Source organism: Hominiventricola aquisgranensis, assembly GCF_040096225.1.
Taxonomy (GTDB): domain Bacteria; phylum Bacillota; class Clostridia; order Lachnospirales; family Lachnospiraceae; genus Hominiventricola; species Hominiventricola aquisgranensis.
Map to the genome: position 1 here is coordinate 153048 of NZ_JBBMFC010000003.1, position 21102 is coordinate 174149.

Here is a 21102-nt window from a genome sequence, read left to right on the forward strand (position 1 = left end):
TTGAGTTATATTCTGGCACTGATCATATTCAGTGCGATCGTTATATTTCATGAGCTTGGACATTTTCTTCTGGCAAAATGGAATGGTATTGAAGTGATTGAATTTTCTCTTGGCATGGGACCAAGACTCTTAAGCCATGTGTGGGGAGATACACGGTATTCGCTGAAGCTTCTGCCGATCGGTGGTTCCTGTCAGATGGTAGGAGAGGAAGAAGCCAGCGATTCTGAAGGTGCTTTTGGAAATAAATCTGTCTGGGCACGGATCGCTGTGGTGGCGGCAGGCCCTGTATTTAATTTTATTCTGGCATGGGTGCTGGCGTTGATCATTGTGGGAAGCGTGGGCTACGACAATACAATGGTGGACATTATTCCAGATTCTGCGGCAGCAGAGGCTGGCATGGAAGATGGTGACCAGATCATCAGCATCAATGGAAGCCGTACTTGGCTCTACCGGGAGGTAAGTCTTTACAGCAGTCTTCATCAGGGACAGACGGCAACAGTAGTCTTTGAACGGAATGGAGAGAAGCAGACGGTTGTGCTGACTCCGAAGCAAAGCGACACCGGAGCTTATCTCTATGGATTTTCCAGAACTGTGCAGCGGGAAAAGGGCGGTGCACTGGAAACAGTTGGATACAGCTGTGCAGAGATCCGCTACTGGCTGAAGGCTACCGTTGAAAGCCTGAAGATGCTGATCGGCGGACAGGTGGGACTGGAGGAAATGTCCGGTCCGGTGGGAATCGTCAGCACGATTGGTGATACCTACAAGGAATCCCGGGTAGATGGCTGGTATTATGTGACTATGAATATGATCATGATCGCAATTCTTCTGAGTGTGAACCTGGGAGTAATGAATCTCCTGCCCATACCGGCACTGGATGGGGGGCGGCTGGTATTTCTGATCCTTGAGGCTATTCGCGGCAAGGCTATTCCACAGGAAAAAGAAAGTATGGTGCATTTTACAGGATTTGTATTGTTGATGGGACTGATGGCTGTGATTCTGTTCAGCGATTTGCATAAACTTTTTATTAAGTGATGATTATTTTGTACGAAGGTGATATAATGGGTGCATATGAATCGAATGATATGGCGCTGAAAATTGAATTGTAAGGGGAAGAAAAAAGATGGAAATACGTTTTGTAGAACCAGCAGAAGTGGAGCAGCTCAGAAGAAATGTGCAGACAGCGTTCCCATCTAAGACACCACAGGCATTACTGGACAATATGCCAGAAGAACTTGTCAGACCGGAGGAAGGGAGATATCTTGGCTGTTTTGATGATGACGGCACCATGATAGGCTCTCTTCTTATGATGGATTTTGAGATGAATGTCCGTGGGAAGATGATGAAAATGGGGGCACCAGCCTATGTATCCACAAACTTTCTGCATAAGAAGGAACATATTGCAAGAAATCTTCTCAGGGTTCAGATGGGGGTATTTGCACAGACAGGCACGGCAGTTGGAGCACTGCATCCATTTAATCCGGCTTTTTATCGCAAAATGGGATATGGATATTGTACGGAACAGGTAATGTATTCACCGCGTCCACAATATATCCGTTCCTATGGAGATAAATCCGGCCTGTCCTATGCAGGACCAGAGGATGAGGAAGAAATACTGGAGTTCTACCGGCAATATGCCAGAAAAACACATGGAGCGACGATCCATCCTTTTATGGATAAGCATCGGATCTTTGATGAACCATATGTGGTAGTCTGCAGAAGAAATGGAAAGATTACAGGATATCTGACCTTTGATTTTGTGCAAGTGGATCATTATACAGATATGTATCATGACCTGGCGGTGCGTGAACTGATCTGTGAGGATATGGAGACCATGAAGCAGTTCCTGACGTTTTTTGCTTCACAGACCGATCAGATCGAGAGAGTGCGTATCTATACGTATGAAGAATATTTCCATATATTGTTTACGAATCCGGACAGTGGCGAGAACCGGGCCTATGATGGAGCAATTCAGGAGACGGGAAGGAAGATCATGGGATTTATGTTCCGTATTCTGGATCTGGAGGAATATTTCCGACAGCAAAGTCATTGTGACAAACCTGTGAGTAGAGCATTTACGTTGGAGCTCCAGATAGAGGATGATTTTATGGAATCCAACAATAAGACGATCCGGCTTCGGGTAGATGGGGATCGGGTATGTCAGACGGATGCTCAGAAAGCAGATGTGATTCTGAAGGCAAAGATTGCAGATCTGTCTTCGCTGGTTGTTGGTGCGATCCCACTGGAAACATTTCTGTGGTCTGAGCAGATGGAATGCAGTGATCATGCTTATGTGCAGGATATACAAAATGCCATCGGCTGGAGCCGGAAACCAAAGAATTATACATATTTTTAAGCAAAAAGAAGGAAGAGGAGACTCTTCCTTCTTTCTGCTTAAAAATGGACATAAAAAAGAAAAATTGTAACAATTGCATAGTTGTAAAAAAAATTTTTATGAATGAATAGACAAACTGCAAAAATGATGTATACTAAGAAAGCGTTGAAAAGATGATTTGTACAACTGCTCGGCTCGGAGACAGGTGAAAAGACAGAATCATCAAATGAACGAAAGGATATGTGCAGCGCCATATGCATATATCAGTTACCTGACTTGTTGATTGAAAAAGTGAATAGGGAAGGAATGACATCGATGAAGATTCATATTATGAAAACGGTGTCAGAAGGAACTAGGCAGATTATTATTCGACGAGCACGGATGGAAGGACTTGATGTGCTGTTTCAGGAGCATTCTGCATTGGCGGTGCTCAATGGGAACGTATGTGATCTGATCTATGCAAGTGATCTTGCTCAGAAAGCATCGGATGTGGAAGTGTTTGAGATCAGCGGCAATTGTCCGCAGCATCTGACCTGCCTTGCAATTCTGGGATCTGCATCCGCGGTGGATGAAGCAGTTAAGCGGATCAATTCAGAATCATGGTAAACTGTCAAAAGGTTTCTTTTATTGATATCGGAAGGCGCGCCGTATAAGTAGAATTATATGGTGCTGTTTTTATTTTCTGAAGAATGTAAGGAGGTTACTAGAAAATGGACAGCTACTTAGTGAAGCCAAGGATCTATATGGATCGTGAAGGGCTGACAGAGATTTTACAGGGCCGTAAAAAAGCATTTATCGTTACAGACCGGTTCATGCATGAAAGTGGAAAGGTCTCCTATATTACAGATATCTGTGCAAGAATGGGTGTGGAAGTTACCATCTTTTCAGAGATCAAGCCGGATCCGGATATTGCAACTGTAACAAAAGGAATCTCTATGATGGTAGACATAAAACCGGATGTGCTGTTTGCTTTGGGAGGAGGATCTTCCATTGATGCGGCAAAAGCCATGAATTATCTGGCATCAAGAGAAGGTATGCTGGAAAAGGCATACTTTGTTGCAATCCCGACGACCAGTGGTACCGGAAGTGAAGTGACGACCTTTGCGGTCATCAGCGATCCGGATAAGAAAGCAAAATATCCGCTGATCTCTGAGAATATGCTCCCGGATGCGGCGGTTCTGGATGCAGAGCTTACCAAGACAGTGCCGGCATCGATCACTGCTGATACAGGTATTGATGTACTGACACATGCGTATGAAGCATATGTTTCATCAAAGGCCAATGATTTTACCGATGCAGCTGCTGAGAAGTCTATGAAGCTTGTATTTGAATATCTTCCGGAAGCGTACAAAGCAGCAGGAAAGAATATAGAAGAGCTGACGAAAGAAGATCTGTATGCAAGACAGAAGATGCATCATGCGTCCTGTCTGGCAGGAATGGCATTTTCCAATGCAGGACTTGGTATCAATCACAGTATGGCACATACCCTGGGCGGACATTTCCATATTCCACACGGAAGAGCCAATGCAGTGCTTCTCCCCTATGTGATGGCATACAATTGTGGATGCCGTACTTCTCTCACACCTGTTGCAGAACGTTATGCAAAGATGTCTACGGTTCTATCACTTGATAGCGGAAGCAGCAGACAGAGTGCATTTGGTGCGATCCGTGCAACGAAACAGCTCATCAGAAAGCTGAATATTCCATCCTGTATTAAGAATCTTGGAATTCCGGAAAATGAGTTTGTGGCTGCTCTGGATGAGATGGTGGATGCAGCAATGGCAGATTCCTGCACGGCAACCAATCCGAGAGTTCCGACAAAGGAAGAACTGAAGGAGCTTTTCATGGAAGCTTATAGAGGAAGAGAGATCTGATGATAGAAAAATTTGATTCATCAAAGGAAAGAATTATTCAGGAATTTGTTCCAGGCAAGCAGATTACACTGGCACATATTATTCCCAATCCGGTGAGTGATCTTTATTCAAAAATGGGAATGATAGATGGAGATGGTGCGATCGGAATCTTTACGATCACGCCAAGCGAAGGTGCGATCATTGCTGCAGATGTGGCAAGTAAAGCCGGTGGAATCAAGATTGGATTTGTGGATCGTTTTAATGGAACACTGATCATTACCGGTGAAGTGGCTTCCGTGGAAGCGGCGATGAATGGAGTAATCGCAAAATTGTGTGATTACATGGGATTTGCAAAGCCGGAGATCACACAGTCCTGATGATCAACCGTTATAAAGTCAGAAAGAGGACAGCAATATGAAAACCAAGATCATCCTGATTGGAAGATCCATGGCAGGCAAGACAACACTTTGCCAGTATTTGACTAATGAAGAACTGAGATATAAGAAGACCCAGACGATCCAGGTGATAAATAAAACGATGGTCGATACACCAGGTGAATATTTTGAACATCGGTTCTGGGGTGCTTTGTCAGTCACAGCAGCTGAGGTAGACTGTATTGTTCTTGTACAGCAGTCAACAGAAAGCGGCACCATGTTTCCGCCAGGATATGCAACCACATTTGGAAAGCCCTGTGTGGGTGTAGTGACAAAATGTGATCTTGGAAGCAAAGAGCAGATCGAAAATGCAAAAAAATATCTGGAGCTTGCAGGAGCAAAGAAGACATTTGTTACCAGCAGCTATACAGGAGAAGGGTTTGACGCGTTTCTAAAGTATATGGAGGAGATGGATAGCCATGCATGAGATCATAAAAAGTGTAGGAATTGATATCGGCACATCAACTACACAGCTGATTTTCAGCGAACTGACAATTGAAAATGAAGCAAGCAATTATGTGGTGCCGAGGATCAACATTGTTGATAAGAAAGTAACATACAGAAGCAAGATCTATTTTACCCCTCTGCTGGATCAGAAGACCATTGATGCGGAGAAGGTAAAAGAAATTATTGAAAAAGAATATCAGGATGCAGGAATGAAACCGGAGGATCTCTCCACAGGAGCTGTGATCATTACCGGTGAGACTGCAAGAAAACAGAATGCCAATGTTGTACTGAATACATTAAGTAATCTGGCAGGAGATTTTGTCGTTGCAACTGCAGGACCGGATCTGGAATCCGTCCTCTCTGCAAGAGGCGCTGGCGCAGACAAGCTGTCAAAGGAACACAGACAGACTGTGGCAAATCTGGACATTGGCGGAGGCACCAGTAACATTGCCGTATTTCAGAACGGAATCTTAAGGGGAACCAGCTGCCTGGATGTGGGCGGCAGATTGATCAAGATCGATGAGAACGGAAAAATTTACTATATTTTTCCGGGAACAAAGGAGCTTGCAAAAGCTCATGGAATCGAGATCAATGTTGGGGATACGGCAAAAGAAGAGACCCTCATGAAGGTATGTGAACTGATGGCAGATCAGCTGGCACAGGCGATCAATAAAGAGCCTGCAGATGATATGCACAGCAAGATGTATACCAATCATGGCAAAAAACTGAAAGAAGAACCTGCAATTGATGCGGTTACTTATTCAGGCGGCGTTGCCAGTGTCTACTATGAAGGAGAGCCAGCAGATGTATTTGCCTATCATGATGTAGGGGTATTGCTTGCAAGAGCGATCAAAAATCATCCGGTTCTCAAAACCGTACCGACCTATCAGGCAGCGGAGACGATCCGTGCCACAGTTGTAGGTGCAGGTACCCATACAACAAATGTTAGTGGCAGCACCATCCAGTATACGGATGGAAAACTGCCCATAAAAAACATTCCGGTTCTGCGATTGTCTGAAGAAGATGAACAGGACCCGGCATTGTTCCAGTCGACTCTTCATAAAAAACTTCAGCTATTCATGAGTGAGGGTCATATGGAACAGGTAGCAATCGTAATTTCCGGTAAATATCATTCCAGCTTTTTAAAAGTTCAGGAACTGGCAGAAATGATCATCCATGGGGCAGAAGCGGTTATCTCGGGACCGTATCCATTGATTGTGGTCATTGAAAATGATATTGCCAAGGTATTGGGAAATGCGATCAATGTGCTCCTGGAGCGCAAAAAAGATCTCATCTGTATTGATGGAATCTATGCGAACGACGGAGATTATATTGATATCGGAGAACCAGTTGCCATGGGACGGGTAGTCCCGGTTGTTACCAAAACTTTAATTTTCAATTCTTGAGAAGGAGGACAAGAAAATTGATCTTAAAGACACATTTACGCGGAAAAGTCTATGAATTCAAATCTCTTCGCGAAGTAATGGGTAAAGCCAATGAAGAGAAATCCGGCGACAAGCTTGCTGGGGTTGCTGCTGAATCCGCAGAGGAGAGAGTTGCAGCCAAAGCAGTTCTCATGCACATTACGATGAAAGATTTGTATGAAAATCCGGCTGTTCCGTATGAAACAGACGAAGTAACAAGAATCATCGTTGATGGTCTTGACCCGATTATTTATCGCAGTATCCAGTCCTGGACTGTATCTGAGTTAAGAGAGTGGATCCTGGATATTAATACAACAGGTGACATGATCAGAACAGTGGCAAAAGGTCTTACTTCTGAAATGATTGCAGCTGTCTGCAAACTGATGACAAATCTTGACCTTGTTTATGCCGCAAAGAAAATCCGAGTACAGGCACATTGTAATACAACAATTGGTCTTGATGGAACATTCTCTTCCCGTCTGCAGCCGAACCATACGACTGATGATCCGAAAGGAATCATTGCATCTACTATGGAAGGTCTTTCCCTTGGCTGCGGTGATGCCGTTATCGGTCTGAACCCGGTAGATGACTCTGTGGAGAGCGTTGCAAGAGTATTGAAGAGTTTCGATGATTTCAGAAATAAATGGGAAGTACCGACTCAGACCTGCGTACTTGCTCATGTGACAACCCAGATGGAAGCATGTGAGAAACAGCATGCTCCGATCGACCTGTTATTCCAGTCCATCGCAGGATCTCAGAAAGGTAATGAAGCTTTCGGCCTGACAGCAGCTATGCTGGATGAGGGATATCAGATGATGAATGAAAAAGGAACCAGTGCAGGTCCGAACTACATGTATTTCGAGACCGGACAGGGTTCCGAGCTTTCTTCCGATGCACACAACGGATGGGACCAGGTAACCATGGAAGCTCGTTGTTATGGATTCGCAAGAAGATATCATCCGTTCCTTGTTAATACCGTAGTTGGTTTCATCGGACCGGAGTATCTGTATGATGCAAAACAGGTTACCAGAGCAGGTCTTGAGGATCACTTCATGGGTAAACTGACAGGCCTTCCAATGGGCTGTGATGCCTGCTACACCAACCATATGAAGACTGACCAGAACGATATTGAGAATCTGGCAACTCTTCTTGTGGCAGCAGGATGCAACTATATCATGGGTGTTCCGCAGGGTGATGACTGTATGCTGATGTATCAGTGTACCGGTTATCATGAGGCAGCATCTCTTCGTGAAGTATTTGGTCTTCGTCCGATCAAAGAGTTTGATGAGTGGCTTGAAAAGATGGGATTCTCCAAAGACGGCAAACTTACAGACCTTGCAGGCGATGCATCAGTATTCTTAAAGTAAGGGGAGGTGGAAGTTTTGAACGAAAAAGATTTAAGAGATATTATTGCTCAGGTTCTTACTGAGATGAATGTAACAGATAAAGCAGAACCTGCTGCATCTGCAACATCAGCAGCTTCCGCATCAACAGCTCAGGCAGCTCCTGCACAGAAAGAAGCGGATACAAAGAAAGCATCTGATGATGATCAGTTTGTAGAGGATGTAGCACTGATCGATATTAAAAAACAGTATCTGGTAGAGCATCCGGTTGCAGGAGATGCTTATTATGAACTGAAACAGTATGCACCTTGTCGTCTGGGTATCGGCAAAGCAGGTGCCAGATACAAGACCTTACCGGTACTGGAATTCCGTGCAGCACATTCCGCAGCACAGGATGCCGTATTTACAGACGTAGATCCAGAGGTTATTGAGAAACTTGGACTGTTCACTGTTCAGACAAAATGTGACAGTAAAGATACCTATCTTACAAGACCGGACCTTGGTCGTGTCCTCAGTGATGAAGCTGTTCAGACGATCAAAGAAAAATGCAAAATGCATCCGACTGTACAGATCTATGTATCTGACGGACTTAGTTCCGCAGCAGTTGCAGCCAATACCGCTGATGTTCTTCCGGCAATTCTTCAGGGCCTTAAGAGCTATGGTATTGAAGCAGGTACACCGTTCTTTGTAAAATATGGACGTGTTGGTGTCATGGATCAGATTTCTGAGATCACAGGCGCTGACGTTACTTGTGTACTGATCGGTGAAAGACCAGGTCTTATTACAGCAGAATCCATGTCTGCATATATTGCTTACAAGGCAACAGTTGGTATGCCGGAAGCAAGAAGAACAGTTGTTTCCAATATTCACAAAGATGGTACGATCCCGGCTGAGGCAGGAGCGCATATTGCAGATATCATCAAGAAGATTCTGGAAGCAAAAGCAAGTGGAACAGACCTTAAACTTTAATCATTCTGGATGGAGGTAATAACAAAATGAAAAGAGATCCGTTAAAAGCGACTGTCCTTGCAACGAGATATATCCCGAATGCAACACAGAAAATGGTTCAGGATTTGATCACAGCTGGTGGAATTATTGAATATGATCCGCAGCGTCATCGTTCACTGGCACTGCTGACAGCAGACAGTGATGATGTAACTTATACAGCGCTTGATGAAGCAACAAAGAAAGCAGATGTAGATGTTATCTATGCACATTCCTTCTATGCTGGAGCAGCAAATGCAAACACCAAGCTCGCAGGTGAGATCATTGGTGTTCTGGCAGGACCGAACCCGGCAGAGGCAAGAGCCGGCCTGGAAGCTGCTGTAGACTTTATTGAAAATGAAGCTCATTTCGTATCTGCAAATGATGACGATTCCATTCCGTATTATGCGCATTGCATTTCCCGTACTGGTTCTTATCTGTCCAGCACCAATGGAATCAAAGAAGGTGAAGCTCTTGCATACCTGATTGCTCCGCCGCTGGAAGCAATGTACGCTCTGGATGCAGCAATCAAGGCAGCAGATGTAACCATCGTTGCTCTGTACAATCCGCCTAGTGAGACCAACTTTGGTGGAGGTCTTCTGACTGGAAGCCAGTCAGCTTGTAAAGCAGCATGTAACGCATTTGCGGAAGCCGTTGAGGCAGTTGCAGAAAACCCACTGGTATAAGTAATCACAACTGAGGTACTATATGAAAGCATTAGGAATGATTGAATTATATGGTTACCTTGCAGCAGTGGAAGCTCTCGATAGTGCATTAAAAGCAGCAAATGTCAGCAGTCTTGGAGCAACAAAGGTAGGCGGCGGACTGGTAACAGTGATGGTAGAGGGAGATGTAGGAGCAGTAAAAGCCTCTATGGATGCAGCAGCAAGTGCTGCGGAAAGAGTTGGAGAGGTGATCAGTGTTCATGTGATCCCAAGACCTCACGAGTCAGTGGGCGAGATGCTCAAGCCATCGACGCCTTCTGCTCCGGAAAAATCTTCGGAGTCTGATCCGGAGCCGAAGCCCGAGCTGGAATTGAAGCTTGAACCTGAAGTAGAAACAGTGCCGGAAGTTTCCGAGACTCCGATTGCTGAAGTTTCAGACAATGCAGTGATCGAAGAACCTGTAAAAGCTGAATCTTACACCGAGGAAATATTGGAGAAAATGTCTGTTTCAAAGCTCAGAACGATTGCAAGAGAATTGCAGGTCGATAATATGACAAGAGAACAGATTCGATTTGGCAAAAAGACAGAACTGATTCAGAACATACTAGAATTTACAGGACGGGAGATATAAAATATGCAGTTGTATGATAAAGATTTGTTGTCAGTTCAGGAAGTGAGAGATCTTGTTGAAAAGGCCAAAAAAGCTCAGCAGGAATTTGCACAGAAGAGTCAGAAAGAGGTAGATGCAATCGTAAAGAGCGTTGCAGAAGCCGGAGTCAGAAATGCAAAAAGACTTGCGAAGATGGCTCATGAAGAGACAGGGTTTGGTATCGAGGCTGACAAGGTAATAAAAAATGTATTCGGAAGTCGCGGTGTCTATGAAGCAATCAAAGACATGAAGACGATCGGAGTACTTGAAGTAGATGAGGAGAAAAAAACCAAAAAGATCGCAATTCCGGTTGGTATTGTAGCAGGTCTGATTCCTTCTACAAATCCTACGTCTACTGCATTTTATAAATCAGAGATTGCGCTGAAGGGTGGAAATGCAATTATCTTTTCTCCGCATCCAAATGCAAAGAACTGTATCGTAGAAGCGGTTAAGGTGATCCGCACAGCCATTGCTGAGGCAGGTGGAAACGAAGATCTTGTATCTGTGATCACCATACCTACGATTCAGGCAACGGATATGTTGATGAAACATCCGGATGTTGCCATGATCCTGGCAACAGGAGGCAGCGCAATGGTGCGTGCCGCATATTCTTCAGGAACACCGGCTATCGGTGTGGGACCTGGAAATGGACCTGCTTATATTGAAAAGACAGCAGATGTAGCCCTGGCGGTTAAACGTATCATGGATTCAAAGACTTTTGACAATGGAACGATCTGTGCATCCGAGCAGTCCGTTATGTGCGACTGTGATATGGAACCGGCCGTTCGTGTCGAGATGGAAAAACAGGGAGCTTATTTCCTGAATGATGAGCAGATCGCAAAACTTGGAAAATTCATCCTTCGAGCAAACGGAACTATGAATCCGCAGATCGTTGGTAAGAGTGCCCAGGTGATTGCAGATCTGGCTGAGATTGAGATTCCGGAAGGAACAAGAGTTCTGGTTGCAAAAGAGACTGGCATTGGATTTGGACATCCATATTCCAATGAGAAGCTTGCTCCGATCCTTGGATTCTATACTGCAGAGAATTATGTGGAGATCTGTGAACTTGCACAAAAGGTTCTTCATTACGAAGGAGCAGGACATACATTCTCCATGCATACCAAAGATCCTAAGATCGTAGATTATTTTGCGGCAAGAATACCGGCTTCCCGTATCATGGTAAATACGCCAAGTGCACTTGGTGGCATCGGCGCTTCCACAGGTATGCAGCCGGCACTGACACTTGGATGCGGTGCCATCGGAGGAAGTGCTACTTCTGAAAACGTAGGACCGCAGCATTTGATCAATATTCGTGTTGTTGCAGAAGGATTGCTGGAGATGGATGAGATCCGCAAAAATACGGAAGCTTTGATCGCGGCTCCTTGCTGTACTGGCTCAAAGGCGGAAGATATTGACGTAGATATGCTGGTCAATGAAATCGTAAAGCGCCTTCAGGCAATATAAAATATCTAAAAAATAAAAGACAATTAATTTAAGGAGGACATTACAATGGCAGTTACTCAGGCATTAGGAATGATTGAAACAAAAGGATTAGTAGCATCTATCGAGGCAGCAGATGCAATGGTTAAAGCAGCAAACGTTACTCTTGTTGGAAAGGAGCATGTAGGCGGCGGACTGGTAACCGTTATGGTACGTGGTGATGTAGGTGCAGTAAAAGCTTCTGTTGACGCTGGCGCAGCAGCAGCTGAGCGTGTTGGTGAGCTGATCTCCGTACACGTAATCCCGAGACCACACGAGGAAGTAGAAGGAATTCTGCCACAGCTTTCTAAATAAGTGATTTGTGACTGACCTGCCCGGAGCGTAAAGCCTCCGGTGCAGGTAGTTTATAAAACACCATATTAGGAGGTGGCACGACATGAAAGTCATTACCGAAGCAATTTTACGGGATGAACTGCGAGATACACAGATAGAGACTTATGTGATCCCGGAAGGAAAGATTCTTTCCCCGGCCGCAAGAGAATATCTGCAGCAGAATAAAGTAAAAATTGTTAGTTCGAAAGACAAGCCGCTCCGCAAAAGTAATATTGAAGTAGTAGCCACAGATGTTCCACCTGCACAGGAACCTGAAGTTCCGAAGAAAGTGGAAAATCTGCCGAAACCAAAATATGTAGATGATACGACTGGCGCATTTTATTTTGAAAAGCCGGAACACATGACACAGCTGGCAGGAAACAGACTGGTTGCCAAGGACGACAAGAGAATTCTTTTCCGTGGAAAACTGGATGCATTAGAAGCACTCTTTGTTCTGAACCAGACTATACTGATCGAGATGGGCGAGGATATGTCCATTGTAGAAGACCTGGAAGATGTGTTGACAAGTATCCGGGAAATGATGAGATGTGATGTGCTGGAAGAACCGTTTACAAGAGAAACCATTATCGGGCTGACTCACGCTGAACTGAGAGAGCATTCGCATTATCCGATGAAATATTATAAGGTAAAACAGATGGTGCTTCCAAGTTATAAGCTGGGTAAGACATATGCATTATTGAATCAGATGCGGACTGCAGTGCGTGAGACAGAAGTAGCGGCTGCAACCGCTTTCCATAACGGAAAGAGTTATGACCGAGGTGATATCATCGAGGAATTAAACCGCATGTCCAGTGCAATGCATATCCTGATGTGTAAACAGTTGGCAAAACTTCAGAATCAGGAGGCAAAATGAATAGAATAATAGACGAAGTCGTTGATTCTATTGTAAAGTCTGGTCTGGTCGAAGTGGAAGTGTCGGCAAGACATGTACACTTGACCCAGGAACAGATAGAGATCCTGTTTGGAGAAGGTGCACAGCTTCACCCGAAGCGTATGCTGTCCCAGCCGGGGCAGTTCCTGAGTGAAGAGAAAGTAAAGCTGGTAGGAAAAAAAGGAACCTTACAGGTATCTGTTTTGGGACCGGCCAGAAGTGCTGCTCAGGTAGAGGTTTCTATTACTGATAAACGAACTCTGGGAGTAGAAGCTCCGGTTCGGGAGTCCGGCAATCTGGAAGGTGCCGGAACTATCACCATTGAAGGACCTAAGGGTGTACTAAAAGACATCCCGGCAGCGATCGTAGCCCATAATCATATTCATGTTCCAACGGACATTGCCCGTAAAATGAATATGAAGGACGGAGAGCGTGTCAGTGTTCAGATGCTCACAGAGCGTATGCTGACATTTGATGATGTGGTGATCCGTGTCAGTGATAAATATCGGTATAAGATGCATATCGATTTTGATGAAGCGAATGCAGCTATGGTAAGCGGCTTTACATTAGGAAAGATTATCAGACATTAAAAAAGGAAACATATCGACAGGAGCAATTGGAATGGATATTCAAAGAATCGAAAGCTATATGAAAAGGGTAGAACAGTCTGAGACCGAAACCTTTCAGCCTGTAGGCAACAAATTTAAAGTGGGATTGGATCTTGGTACTGCATATATCGTGATCGTAGTCTTGGATGAAGAGAACAATCCGATTGCATGTGAGAAGCAGGCGCATAACTTCCTGAAAGATGGAGTAGTTGTGGATTATTCTGGAACCCTCCGAGTGGTAAAAGAGTTAAAGAAAAAACTGGAAGACCGTATATCAGAAAAAACCGGCAGAGAAGTAGAGCTTATTGACTGTGCGATCGCTATGCCGGCAGGTACTGAAAGCAGTGTAAAGACACATCAGTATGTGGCAGAAGGTGCAGGATTTGAAGTAGTTGCAGTGTTGGATGAGCCCAGTGCTGCAAATGCTGTGTACCAGATCTCAGATGGTGTGATCGTAGATATTGGTGGCGGTACGACAGGACTTGCTATCCTGAAAGATGGCAAGGTGGTTGATATTCAGGATGAGCCAACAGGTGGTACGCATCTGTCGTTAGTACTTGCAGGTAATTATCATATCAGTTTTGATGAGGCAGAGGTGATTAAGCAGGATTACAGCAAACATCGCGAGATTCTTCCGATTTTGAAACCGGTAGTAGAAAAGATGGCAAGTATTATCAAAAAGTATGTAAATCTCAGCGAGACGGATACCATTTACCTTTGTGGTGGTACCTGCTGCCTCACCGGTATGGAAAAAATTATTGAAAAAGAGACGGGTATCAAAACCGTCAAGCCGGAGAATCCATTTTTGGTTACTCCGACGGGAATTGCAATGAATTGCAAATAGTTAGGAGGAATACGCATGGATTTAGATGCATTAGTCAACGAAATCTATCGTCGAGTACAAGAGCGTGTTGCCGCCTGTGAAGCTGAGCCGGAAGCGGAAGCTAACCATATTGGAGTTGTGGGAGCGGAAGATAAACCTGTGCTTGGTATCATATCTGAGAATCATGGAGAGATTTGCCACAAAGTCTATGAATGTAAACAACTGGCAGAGTATTATCGGATGAGATGTGCTTTGCTTGAGGATACATGGGATGTGGAAAACTGGGAAGCCGTGATCGCATATACACTGACCAATGAGGCGCTGGGAAAGATCGTAAATGGTATTTTTGATACGCCTTATACAAAAGCATTTGGAAAGGCTCTGCTTTGTGGTAAGAAAATCTATGTTCCGGAAGAGGATGTGGAATTATATCACTATCGTAAGACTGCACCAAGGGAATATTATGGAAAGCTCGAAGCAAATCTTGAGCTCCTGAAAAAGAGCGGGGTGGAGATCCTTCCGAATGAGCAGATCGGACCTGCTATTCTGGGAAGTGAGTGCTGTACAAGCAGTACAGAGGTAGAAGTCTCTGCAAAGGCAGAGGAAAAAGACCTTGCTTTTGAAAAGCGAGTACTCTCAGAAAGAGACATGATCATAGCCCATCAGGGCAAAGTAACTCGCATTCTTGTGAACGGAAAGACAATCGTTACAGATCTGGCAACGGATTATGCGAAAAAGTATCATATTGTGATTGAAAAAGTAGATTGCTAAGTGATAAATCGAAACTAGAAGAAAGGAGTTTCTGATTTGAAGACAGCAAAAGTAATCGGAAATATCTGGGCAACCAGAAAGGATGAAAACTTAAACGGACTGAAACTTCTTGTGATTCAGCCGATTAATCTGATCGATCTGCATCCTGTCGGGGAACCGATCATTGCAGCAGATATTATCGGCGCAGGTGTCGGTGAAACGGTGATCTACGTTGGCGGTAGTTCTGCTCGTCCGGCAGCCGGAGGAAGTAATATTCCGGTGGATGCAACTATAGTTGGAATCGTGGACGGACATGATGTTGATGTCGCGCTGATCTGATGAGTTAATGGAGCTGAAGTTTATGGAACTAATAGAAGCGATTAAAAAAGCAGGTGTTGTTGGTGCCGGCGGCGCCGGATTTCCAACACACGTAAAATTAAATGCAAAAGCTGAATATTTGATTATTAATGCAGCGGAATGCGAACCGTTGATCGAGACGGATAAGTTCCTGTGCCGTGAATTTGCAGACCGTATCATTGATACGATACTGCTCATGGGGCATCATTTAGAAGCACAGCACATTGTGATCGGATTAAAAGCAAAATATAAGGCTGAGATTGCAGCGTTGGAGAAAGCGATCCGTGAGAAACATGCTGCAGTTGAGATTTTTCCAATGCGGACATTTTATCCGGCAGGAGATGAGCAGGTGCTGGTTCAGCAGGTGACAGGGCGAAGCGTTCCGGAAAGAGGACTTCCATTAAATGTGGGAGCAGTTGTCGAGAATGTTGGAACCGTTCTTTCCATTGCAGATGCGCTGGAAGACAAACCTGTGACGGAGAAGTATTTATCTGTTACAGGTGCAGTGAGAGAACCTGTGATGTTTAAAGTTCCGCTTGGAACACCGATTCGAAGGATCATCAATCAGGTTGATCTGAGAGTAAAAGACTATGCAGTCATCATCGGTGGTCCAATGATGGGAAAGATGCAGTCGAGTGATTCCATGATCGATCATGCAGTGGTAACAAAAACAACCGGTAACCTTCTGATCCTGCCAAAAGATCATTATCTGGTAAGAAGGGCAGTGAAGCCGGTACAGACTATGATTCGTCAGGCAAGAACATCCTGTATTCAGTGTCGTTTTTGTACGGATCTGTGTCCAAGAGAACAGATTGGTCATAATGTAAAACCCAATCAAATTATGAGAAATCTCTGGCGTCAGGATCAGATCACAGACGTCAAGGAGTTTGAAGCTACTTTTGGAAGTGCTGCAAACTGCAGCAGCTGTGGTGTATGCGAAATGTTTGCATGTCCGATGGGCTTATCACCACGGAAAATGAATGACTATACCAAGGGACTGTTGAGAGGACTGGGAATCAATCCTGAAAAGAACCAGAATCCTACAGCAAAATCCACCATCGAGCAGCGCAGGATACCAACCGAACGGTTGATCGCAAGGCTGGGACTTTCAGACTATGTATTCCATGTGGAGCCAAAGCTGATCACAGATCTGGATGTGAAGGAAGTGATCGTTCCGCTTGGACAGCACATTGGAAAACCAGCGACCCCGGTGGTGAAGGTTGGAGATATGGTACATGCAGGAGATCTCATTGCGGAAGCAGCAGAGGGGCTCTCTGCAAATATCCACACCGGATTTGCGGGAATCGTCACAGAGATTGGATCTTCAGGCATTCGAATCAGCAAGAAGGAGGCATAAATCATGGGAATGGCAATCTGTATGGTAGAACTTACCAGTATTGCACGTGGTATCGAAACCAGTGATGACATGATAAAAGCTGCCCAGGTTACATTGCTTCGTGGTACAACAGTATGTCCTGGAAAATATATGGTCATCGTTGGGGGCGAAACTGGTGCAGTAAGAGCAGCCTTAGAGGCTGGCCTGGCAAAAGGAGGGGAATTTATTGTTGATTCTCTTCTTATTCCAAATGTACATGAGCAATTGTTCCCTGCAATTGCAGGAACACAGGAAGTAGTAGACCCACAGGCCATTGGTGTTGTGGAGTTTTATTCAATCGCATCGGCTATCAAGGCAGCAGATGTGGCAGCAAAAGCCGCTCAGGTGACACTGATCGAAGTGAGGACCGGCTATGCTGTGGGTGGAAAAGGTTATTTCACCCTTACAGGTGATGTGGGTGCTGTTCGCGCAGCAGTTGCAGCAGCTGAAAAACAGAGTGAGCTTTACATTGGAAGTACCGTGATTCCACGTCCTTCCAAACAGGTACTTGAATCACTCTTATAATCCTTACCGTAGGAAAGGATACTAATCGAAGGGAGAGGTTGTATGTTTCAGGAATTAGTTTCTAACATTACAAATGTAGGTGTATTCACTGAAAGTTTTGGTGAATGGATATCCGGTATTTCTATTAACAGCGCAATCGTATTTATTATGATGATCTTCATGCTGGTTGGTGCAATTGATAAGATTGCTGGAAACAAGCGGGGATATGGTGAAAAATTCGATGAAGGATTTAATGCTATGGGACCTCTGGCAGCAGCTATGGCTGGAGTAGTAGCAGCAGCTCCGGTTCTGTGTATTATCTTAAAACCGATCATCGCTCCGATCTATACTCTGGTTGGTGCTGACCCTTCCATGTTCGCAACGACACTGCTTGCATGTGACATGGGTGGTTATCCGCTGGCTATGCAGATGGCAGCAAACGAAAGTATTGGTAATTTTGCAGGTCTGATCCTTGGAACCATGATGGGACCAACAATTGTATTTACAATCCCGGTAGCACTTTCCATTATCAAAAAATCAGATAAACCGTACCTGGGTGCCGGTGTTCTGGCTGGTCTGATCACTGTTCCGATCGGATGTATCGTTGGTGGTCTGGCAATGAACATGACACAGTACAAGATGGGTATCGGAACGATCCTCGTGAACCTGATTCCGGTTATCATTATTGCTGGTCTTATCGTTGTAGGTCTGTGGGTGATCCCGGACAAGATGATCCGTGGCTTTGACAAATTTGGTTCAGGCGTTACGATCGTTATCACGATCTTTACTGCAATTGCAGTATTTGAGTATGAAACCGGTATTAAATTCCCGCTTCTGAACATCATGGTTGAGCCGGATGCTTCTGGAGCTATTCCACTTGAGTCTGGTCTTCTTACCTGTGGACAGATCTCCTGCGTATTGATCGGTGCATTCCCGATGGTAGAGTGGATCACACGTACCTTTGGTAAGCCGCTGGAGTCTATTGGTGGAAAACTTGGTATGAACAAAGAAGGTTCTGCAGGTCTGGTAGCAAACCTTGCAAACAATATCGCTGTATTTAATATTATGGGCGATATGAATCCGAAGGCAAAACTCCTTAACGTTGCATTTGCAGTTTCTGCAGCATTCGTATTTGGTGATCACCTTGGATTTACTGCAGGTGTTAACAGCGAGATGATCTTCCCGATGATTGTTGGTAAGCTGACAGCTGGTATCACAGCTCTGATCGTTGCTAATATTCTTGCGCCGAAACTTCTTTCAAAGGTTGAAGCATCTGTAAAAGCAGCAGAAAAAGAAGAGTAATCTAAATACGGAGCTTTGCAAAGTAAGTGTAATAGCGGCTTTCGTAAAGCTCCTTTTAGAATAAGCGAGGTATAAAGATGGATGTAAGTAAAGAATTGATTCGCTCTATTGTTGAAAAAGTACTGGCTGAATCAGCTGGCACTGCAGCTCCGGCTGAGCCGTATAAAGAAAAAGATCCGAGTGGAATCATCAAGATCACCACTGATAAAGTCGAGACTGAGCGTTTTGAGCAAGATGGGGTATATCTGAAAGATGTTGTGACCCTGGAAGAAGCACCGAGAATGGGTGCAGGTCTCATGGAATTAAAAGACGGCACATCATTTGAATGGACACTTACTTATGATGAGTATGACTGCGTTGTAGAGGGAACTCTGGAGATCGAGATCAATGGAAATGTTCTGACAGCAAAACCAGGTGAGATCATTTATATCCCGAAAGGAAGCCATATTCACTTCCAGACACCAAATTATGCAAAATACTGGTATTTTGTATATCCGGCAAACTGGGCTGAGTTATAAAGAGAAAGCTTATGAAAGATTATCGCACAGAAGTCATTGTAAAAAAATTACCGGTGAGTCGGTTGGTGACTTATCTGGATCCCAAAACTTCAAATGAAGCGTGCAAAAAATGTACGAATTATAACAATGACTGGTCCTGTCCGCCTGGTCAGCCAGATCCATTTGAGTATCTGAAGCCATACCAGGATGCGTATCTGATCGCTGTAAAGATTCATTATTCAGAAGAACTACGTGAGCGGATCAAGACACCGGAAGGTATGGATTGGGTGAGAAGAAATCTCTTTCAGAAGGTTCAGCTTCACCTGCAGGTAATTCTTTTAGAGCTGGAAAAACAATATCCGGGAAGCTTAAGTATCAGCACATGTCTTCTCTGTAAGAGATGCGCAAGATTGGATGATCTGCCGTGCAGGCATCCGGAGGATCAGCGATATTCCATGACTTGTCTGGGATTTCAGTTTACCAGACTTTTGGAAGAAGAACTGGGTATTAAATTACAGTGGTTTGATAACAAACTGCCGGAATATCAGGTGACTGTATCCAGTTTATTATGTAACCAGGAGGAATAAGAGATGATTGACCATAGAGATCAGATCAGAATTGTACAGGAGACCGTTGCAGGTAAAGAGATCACACTTGCACATGTGATGGGCGGACCGGCTCCGATCATTTACCAGAAGCTGGGTCTGAATCCTTCTATTGATTATGGATCATCTGCGATCGGGATCATGAATATGACTCCACCGGAATCAGCCGTTATTGCTTCTGACATTGCAATAAAGAGCGGAAATGTATATCTTGGATTTGCAGATCGTTTTACCGGAACTTTGATCATCACCGGAGATATTTCAGATGTAAGAAGCGCTCTCAATGAGGTTGTTCGCTATTACCATGATGTTCTTGGATATGTCACCTGTCCGGTCACGCAGCGGTAAGGAATCCCTATGAAACAGAGATTAACGAGAGAAGAATTTCTGGAGTATATATTTTCGGAGAACTATGAGGCACTACAGGGTGACAAGCTTCGTCTGGTTCGTATCCGTATTCCTGGAAGCGAGGTATCACTTGCACATCTGATCGGAGTGTCGGATTCGGAAGTATATAAAAATCTGGGACTTCATATCGGTGTACATTTAGGTGAGGATCATACAGGAGAGAGCCTTGGATTATTGCAGTTTACACCCTGGGAAGGTGCGGTAGTAGCTGCTGACATCGCAACGAAAGTGGCCAATGTCGAGATTGGGTTTATGGATCGGTTTAATGGATCTCTGATCCTGACTGGTGAAAGAGAAAATATAAAGATCGCTCTTCAGGAAGTGTTGGATTATTTTGGAAACACCCTGAAGTTTGGAGCTTGTGAACTGACGGAGAATTAGGAAATGAAAAGATTATTCTTGATGGGACGAAGTGAGTCCGGAAAGACCTCTCTTACACAGGCTTTGAAGGGTGAAGAGCTGCATTATCATAAGACGCAGTATACCAATACAGCTGAAGATACTATTGATACCCCGGGAGAATATGCAGAATCCAAAAATGTCGGTGTTGCATTGGCATGTTTTTCATTTGAGGCAGATATTATTGCAATCGTAATGGCGGCAGATGAGCCGTTCAGTGTATTTGAGGCTAATTGTCAGTGCTTCGTGAACCGCCCATTGATCGGTATTATTACGAAGATCGATTCGCCATATGCAAATATCCCGATGGTAAGACAGTGGCTGGCAAATTCCGGGTGTGATCCGATTTTTGAAGTCAACAATGTGACAAAAGAGGGAATCCCTGAGCTTATGGAATACCTGCAGGGAGATCCGGAAAAAATCACCCTTGAGCAGGCAATTGAAAAACAAAGCCGTGGGCTTAATGCCTGGGAAGAGTAATAGAATAACCATAAAAAGACTGATGCAGATTGAGGTGACCCCTCAAAGTTAGACTTTTACGAGGCGACTTCGGTCGTCTCGCTTTTCTTTATGCAGCTAAAAGATGGAGCCTGTATTGAACAGGACTCATCCATCCCAACTTTTCTTTTATCCGTTTCT

At 44.5% G+C, this 21102-nt stretch carries 26 protein-coding genes; all 26 read left to right on the top strand.

The features are described 5' to 3' along the window. The 26 genes from rseP to WMO62_RS02830 all read left to right on the top strand — a co-directional run bounded on the left by rseP (position 1) and on the right by WMO62_RS02830 (position 20943). Positions 1–1032 carry an RIP metalloprotease RseP gene (gene rseP, locus WMO62_RS02705; protein ID WP_118596052.1) on the top strand — a complete coding sequence of 344 codons (1032 nt, stop codon included), beginning with the start codon at positions 1–3 and terminating at the stop codon, positions 1030–1032. Between the two features lie 88 nt (positions 1033–1120). Next, entirely contained in the window at positions 1121–2353 is a 1233-nt protein-coding gene (locus WMO62_RS02710; RefSeq protein WP_349143721.1) for a GNAT family N-acetyltransferase, read from the top strand. A gap of 294 nt (positions 2354–2647) precedes the next feature. Beyond that, positions 2648–2938, top strand: a complete 291-nt coding sequence (locus WMO62_RS02715) for a BMC domain-containing protein (RefSeq protein ID WP_349143722.1) — start codon at positions 2648–2650, stop codon at positions 2936–2938. A gap of 104 nt (positions 2939–3042) precedes the next feature. Continuing rightward, on the top strand, positions 3043–4206 hold the full coding sequence (locus tag WMO62_RS02720; RefSeq protein ID WP_349143723.1) for a 1-propanol dehydrogenase PduQ: 1164 nt from the start codon (positions 3043–3045) through the stop codon (positions 4204–4206). Next, positions 4206–4562 carry a BMC domain-containing protein gene (locus WMO62_RS02725; protein WP_117497202.1) on the top strand — a complete coding sequence of 119 codons (357 nt, stop codon included), beginning with the start codon at positions 4206–4208 and terminating at the stop codon, positions 4560–4562. Before WMO62_RS02720 ends, WMO62_RS02725 begins: the two co-directional genes overlap by 1 nt. A gap of 37 nt (positions 4563–4599) precedes the next feature. Continuing rightward, positions 4600–5046, top strand: a complete 447-nt coding sequence (locus WMO62_RS02730; RefSeq protein WP_118439337.1) for a EutP/PduV family microcompartment system protein — start codon at positions 4600–4602, stop codon at positions 5044–5046. Then, on the top strand, positions 5039–6472 hold the full coding sequence (eutA, locus tag WMO62_RS02735; protein WP_349143724.1) for an ethanolamine ammonia-lyase reactivating factor EutA: 1434 nt from the start codon (positions 5039–5041) through the stop codon (positions 6470–6472). Before WMO62_RS02730 ends, eutA begins: the two co-directional genes overlap by 8 nt. Before the next feature lie 17 nt (positions 6473–6489). Beyond that, a complete protein-coding gene (locus WMO62_RS02740) occupies positions 6490–7857 on the top strand; it encodes an ethanolamine ammonia-lyase subunit EutB (protein WP_349143725.1) in 1368 nt (455 codons plus the stop codon). Positions 7858–7872: 15 nt separating this feature from the next. Continuing rightward, positions 7873–8802: an ethanolamine ammonia-lyase subunit EutC gene (gene eutC, locus WMO62_RS02745; protein WP_435390457.1), complete on the top strand. Its 930-nt coding sequence runs from the start codon at positions 7873–7875 to the stop codon at positions 8800–8802. A 26-nt stretch (positions 8803–8828) separates the two neighbouring features. After that, positions 8829–9503 carry an ethanolamine utilization microcompartment protein EutL gene (gene eutL, locus WMO62_RS02750; protein WP_349143727.1) on the top strand — a complete coding sequence of 225 codons (675 nt, stop codon included), beginning with the start codon at positions 8829–8831 and terminating at the stop codon, positions 9501–9503. A 22-nt stretch (positions 9504–9525) separates the two neighbouring features. After that, positions 9526–10113 (top strand): BMC domain-containing protein, encoded by a 588-nt coding sequence (locus WMO62_RS15875; RefSeq protein WP_435390458.1) that lies wholly within the window; start codon positions 9526–9528, stop codon positions 10111–10113. A gap of 3 nt (positions 10114–10116) precedes the next feature. Next, entirely contained in the window at positions 10117–11595 is a 1479-nt protein-coding gene (locus WMO62_RS02760; RefSeq protein WP_349143728.1) for an acetaldehyde dehydrogenase (acetylating), read from the top strand. A 45-nt stretch (positions 11596–11640) separates the two neighbouring features. Next, a complete protein-coding gene (locus WMO62_RS02765; RefSeq protein ID WP_117497188.1) occupies positions 11641–11925 on the top strand; it encodes a BMC domain-containing protein in 285 nt (94 codons plus the stop codon). Positions 11926–12007: 82 nt separating this feature from the next. Then, the gene (locus tag WMO62_RS02770) at positions 12008–12817 is read left to right on the top strand and encodes a cobalamin adenosyltransferase family protein (RefSeq protein WP_349143729.1); all 810 of its coding nucleotides are present in this window, start codon (positions 12008–12010) and stop codon (positions 12815–12817) included. Then, positions 12814–13425: a phosphate propanoyltransferase gene (gene pduL / locus WMO62_RS02775; RefSeq protein ID WP_117497184.1), complete on the top strand. Its 612-nt coding sequence runs from the start codon at positions 12814–12816 to the stop codon at positions 13423–13425. The genes WMO62_RS02770 and pduL overlap by 4 nt, the downstream gene beginning before the upstream one ends. A gap of 31 nt (positions 13426–13456) precedes the next feature. After that, positions 13457–14287 carry an ethanolamine utilization protein EutJ gene (gene eutJ / locus WMO62_RS02780; RefSeq protein WP_118439345.1) on the top strand — a complete coding sequence of 277 codons (831 nt, stop codon included), beginning with the start codon at positions 13457–13459 and terminating at the stop codon, positions 14285–14287. A 15-nt stretch (positions 14288–14302) separates the two neighbouring features. Continuing rightward, positions 14303–15037 carry a hypothetical protein gene (locus tag WMO62_RS02785; protein ID WP_349143730.1) on the top strand — a complete coding sequence of 245 codons (735 nt, stop codon included), beginning with the start codon at positions 14303–14305 and terminating at the stop codon, positions 15035–15037. A gap of 36 nt (positions 15038–15073) precedes the next feature. Next, entirely contained in the window at positions 15074–15355 is a 282-nt protein-coding gene (locus WMO62_RS02790; RefSeq protein WP_117497179.1) for a EutN/CcmL family microcompartment protein, read from the top strand. A 22-nt stretch (positions 15356–15377) separates the two neighbouring features. After that, a complete protein-coding gene (locus WMO62_RS02795) occupies positions 15378–16730 on the top strand; it encodes a 4Fe-4S dicluster domain-containing protein (RefSeq protein ID WP_117497177.1) in 1353 nt (450 codons plus the stop codon). A 3-nt stretch (positions 16731–16733) separates the two neighbouring features. Next, positions 16734–17273, top strand: coding sequence for a BMC domain-containing protein (locus tag WMO62_RS02800; RefSeq protein ID WP_349143731.1), 540 nt, complete (start codon positions 16734–16736; stop codon positions 17271–17273). 42 nt (positions 17274–17315) lie between these two features. After that, positions 17316–18554 (top strand): ethanolamine utilization protein EutH, encoded by a 1239-nt coding sequence (locus tag WMO62_RS02805; protein ID WP_349143732.1) that lies wholly within the window; start codon positions 17316–17318, stop codon positions 18552–18554. 77 nt (positions 18555–18631) lie between these two features. Continuing rightward, on the top strand, positions 18632–19072 hold the full coding sequence (locus WMO62_RS02810) for a cupin domain-containing protein (RefSeq protein WP_117497171.1): 441 nt from the start codon (positions 18632–18634) through the stop codon (positions 19070–19072). Between the two features lie 11 nt (positions 19073–19083). Next, complete coding sequence (locus tag WMO62_RS02815) at positions 19084–19638, top strand: DUF2284 domain-containing protein (protein WP_118439350.1); 555 nt, start codon at positions 19084–19086, stop codon at positions 19636–19638. Between the two features lie 3 nt (positions 19639–19641). Next, positions 19642–20004, top strand: a complete 363-nt coding sequence (locus tag WMO62_RS02820) for a BMC domain-containing protein (RefSeq protein ID WP_117497169.1) — start codon at positions 19642–19644, stop codon at positions 20002–20004. A 9-nt stretch (positions 20005–20013) separates the two neighbouring features. Continuing rightward, positions 20014–20445 (top strand): BMC domain-containing protein, encoded by a 432-nt coding sequence (locus tag WMO62_RS02825; RefSeq protein WP_117497168.1) that lies wholly within the window; start codon positions 20014–20016, stop codon positions 20443–20445. Between the two features lie 3 nt (positions 20446–20448). Beyond that, positions 20449–20943: a EutP/PduV family microcompartment system protein gene (locus WMO62_RS02830; RefSeq protein WP_117497166.1), complete on the top strand. Its 495-nt coding sequence runs from the start codon at positions 20449–20451 to the stop codon at positions 20941–20943. Positions 20944–21102: the final 159 nt, after the last annotated feature.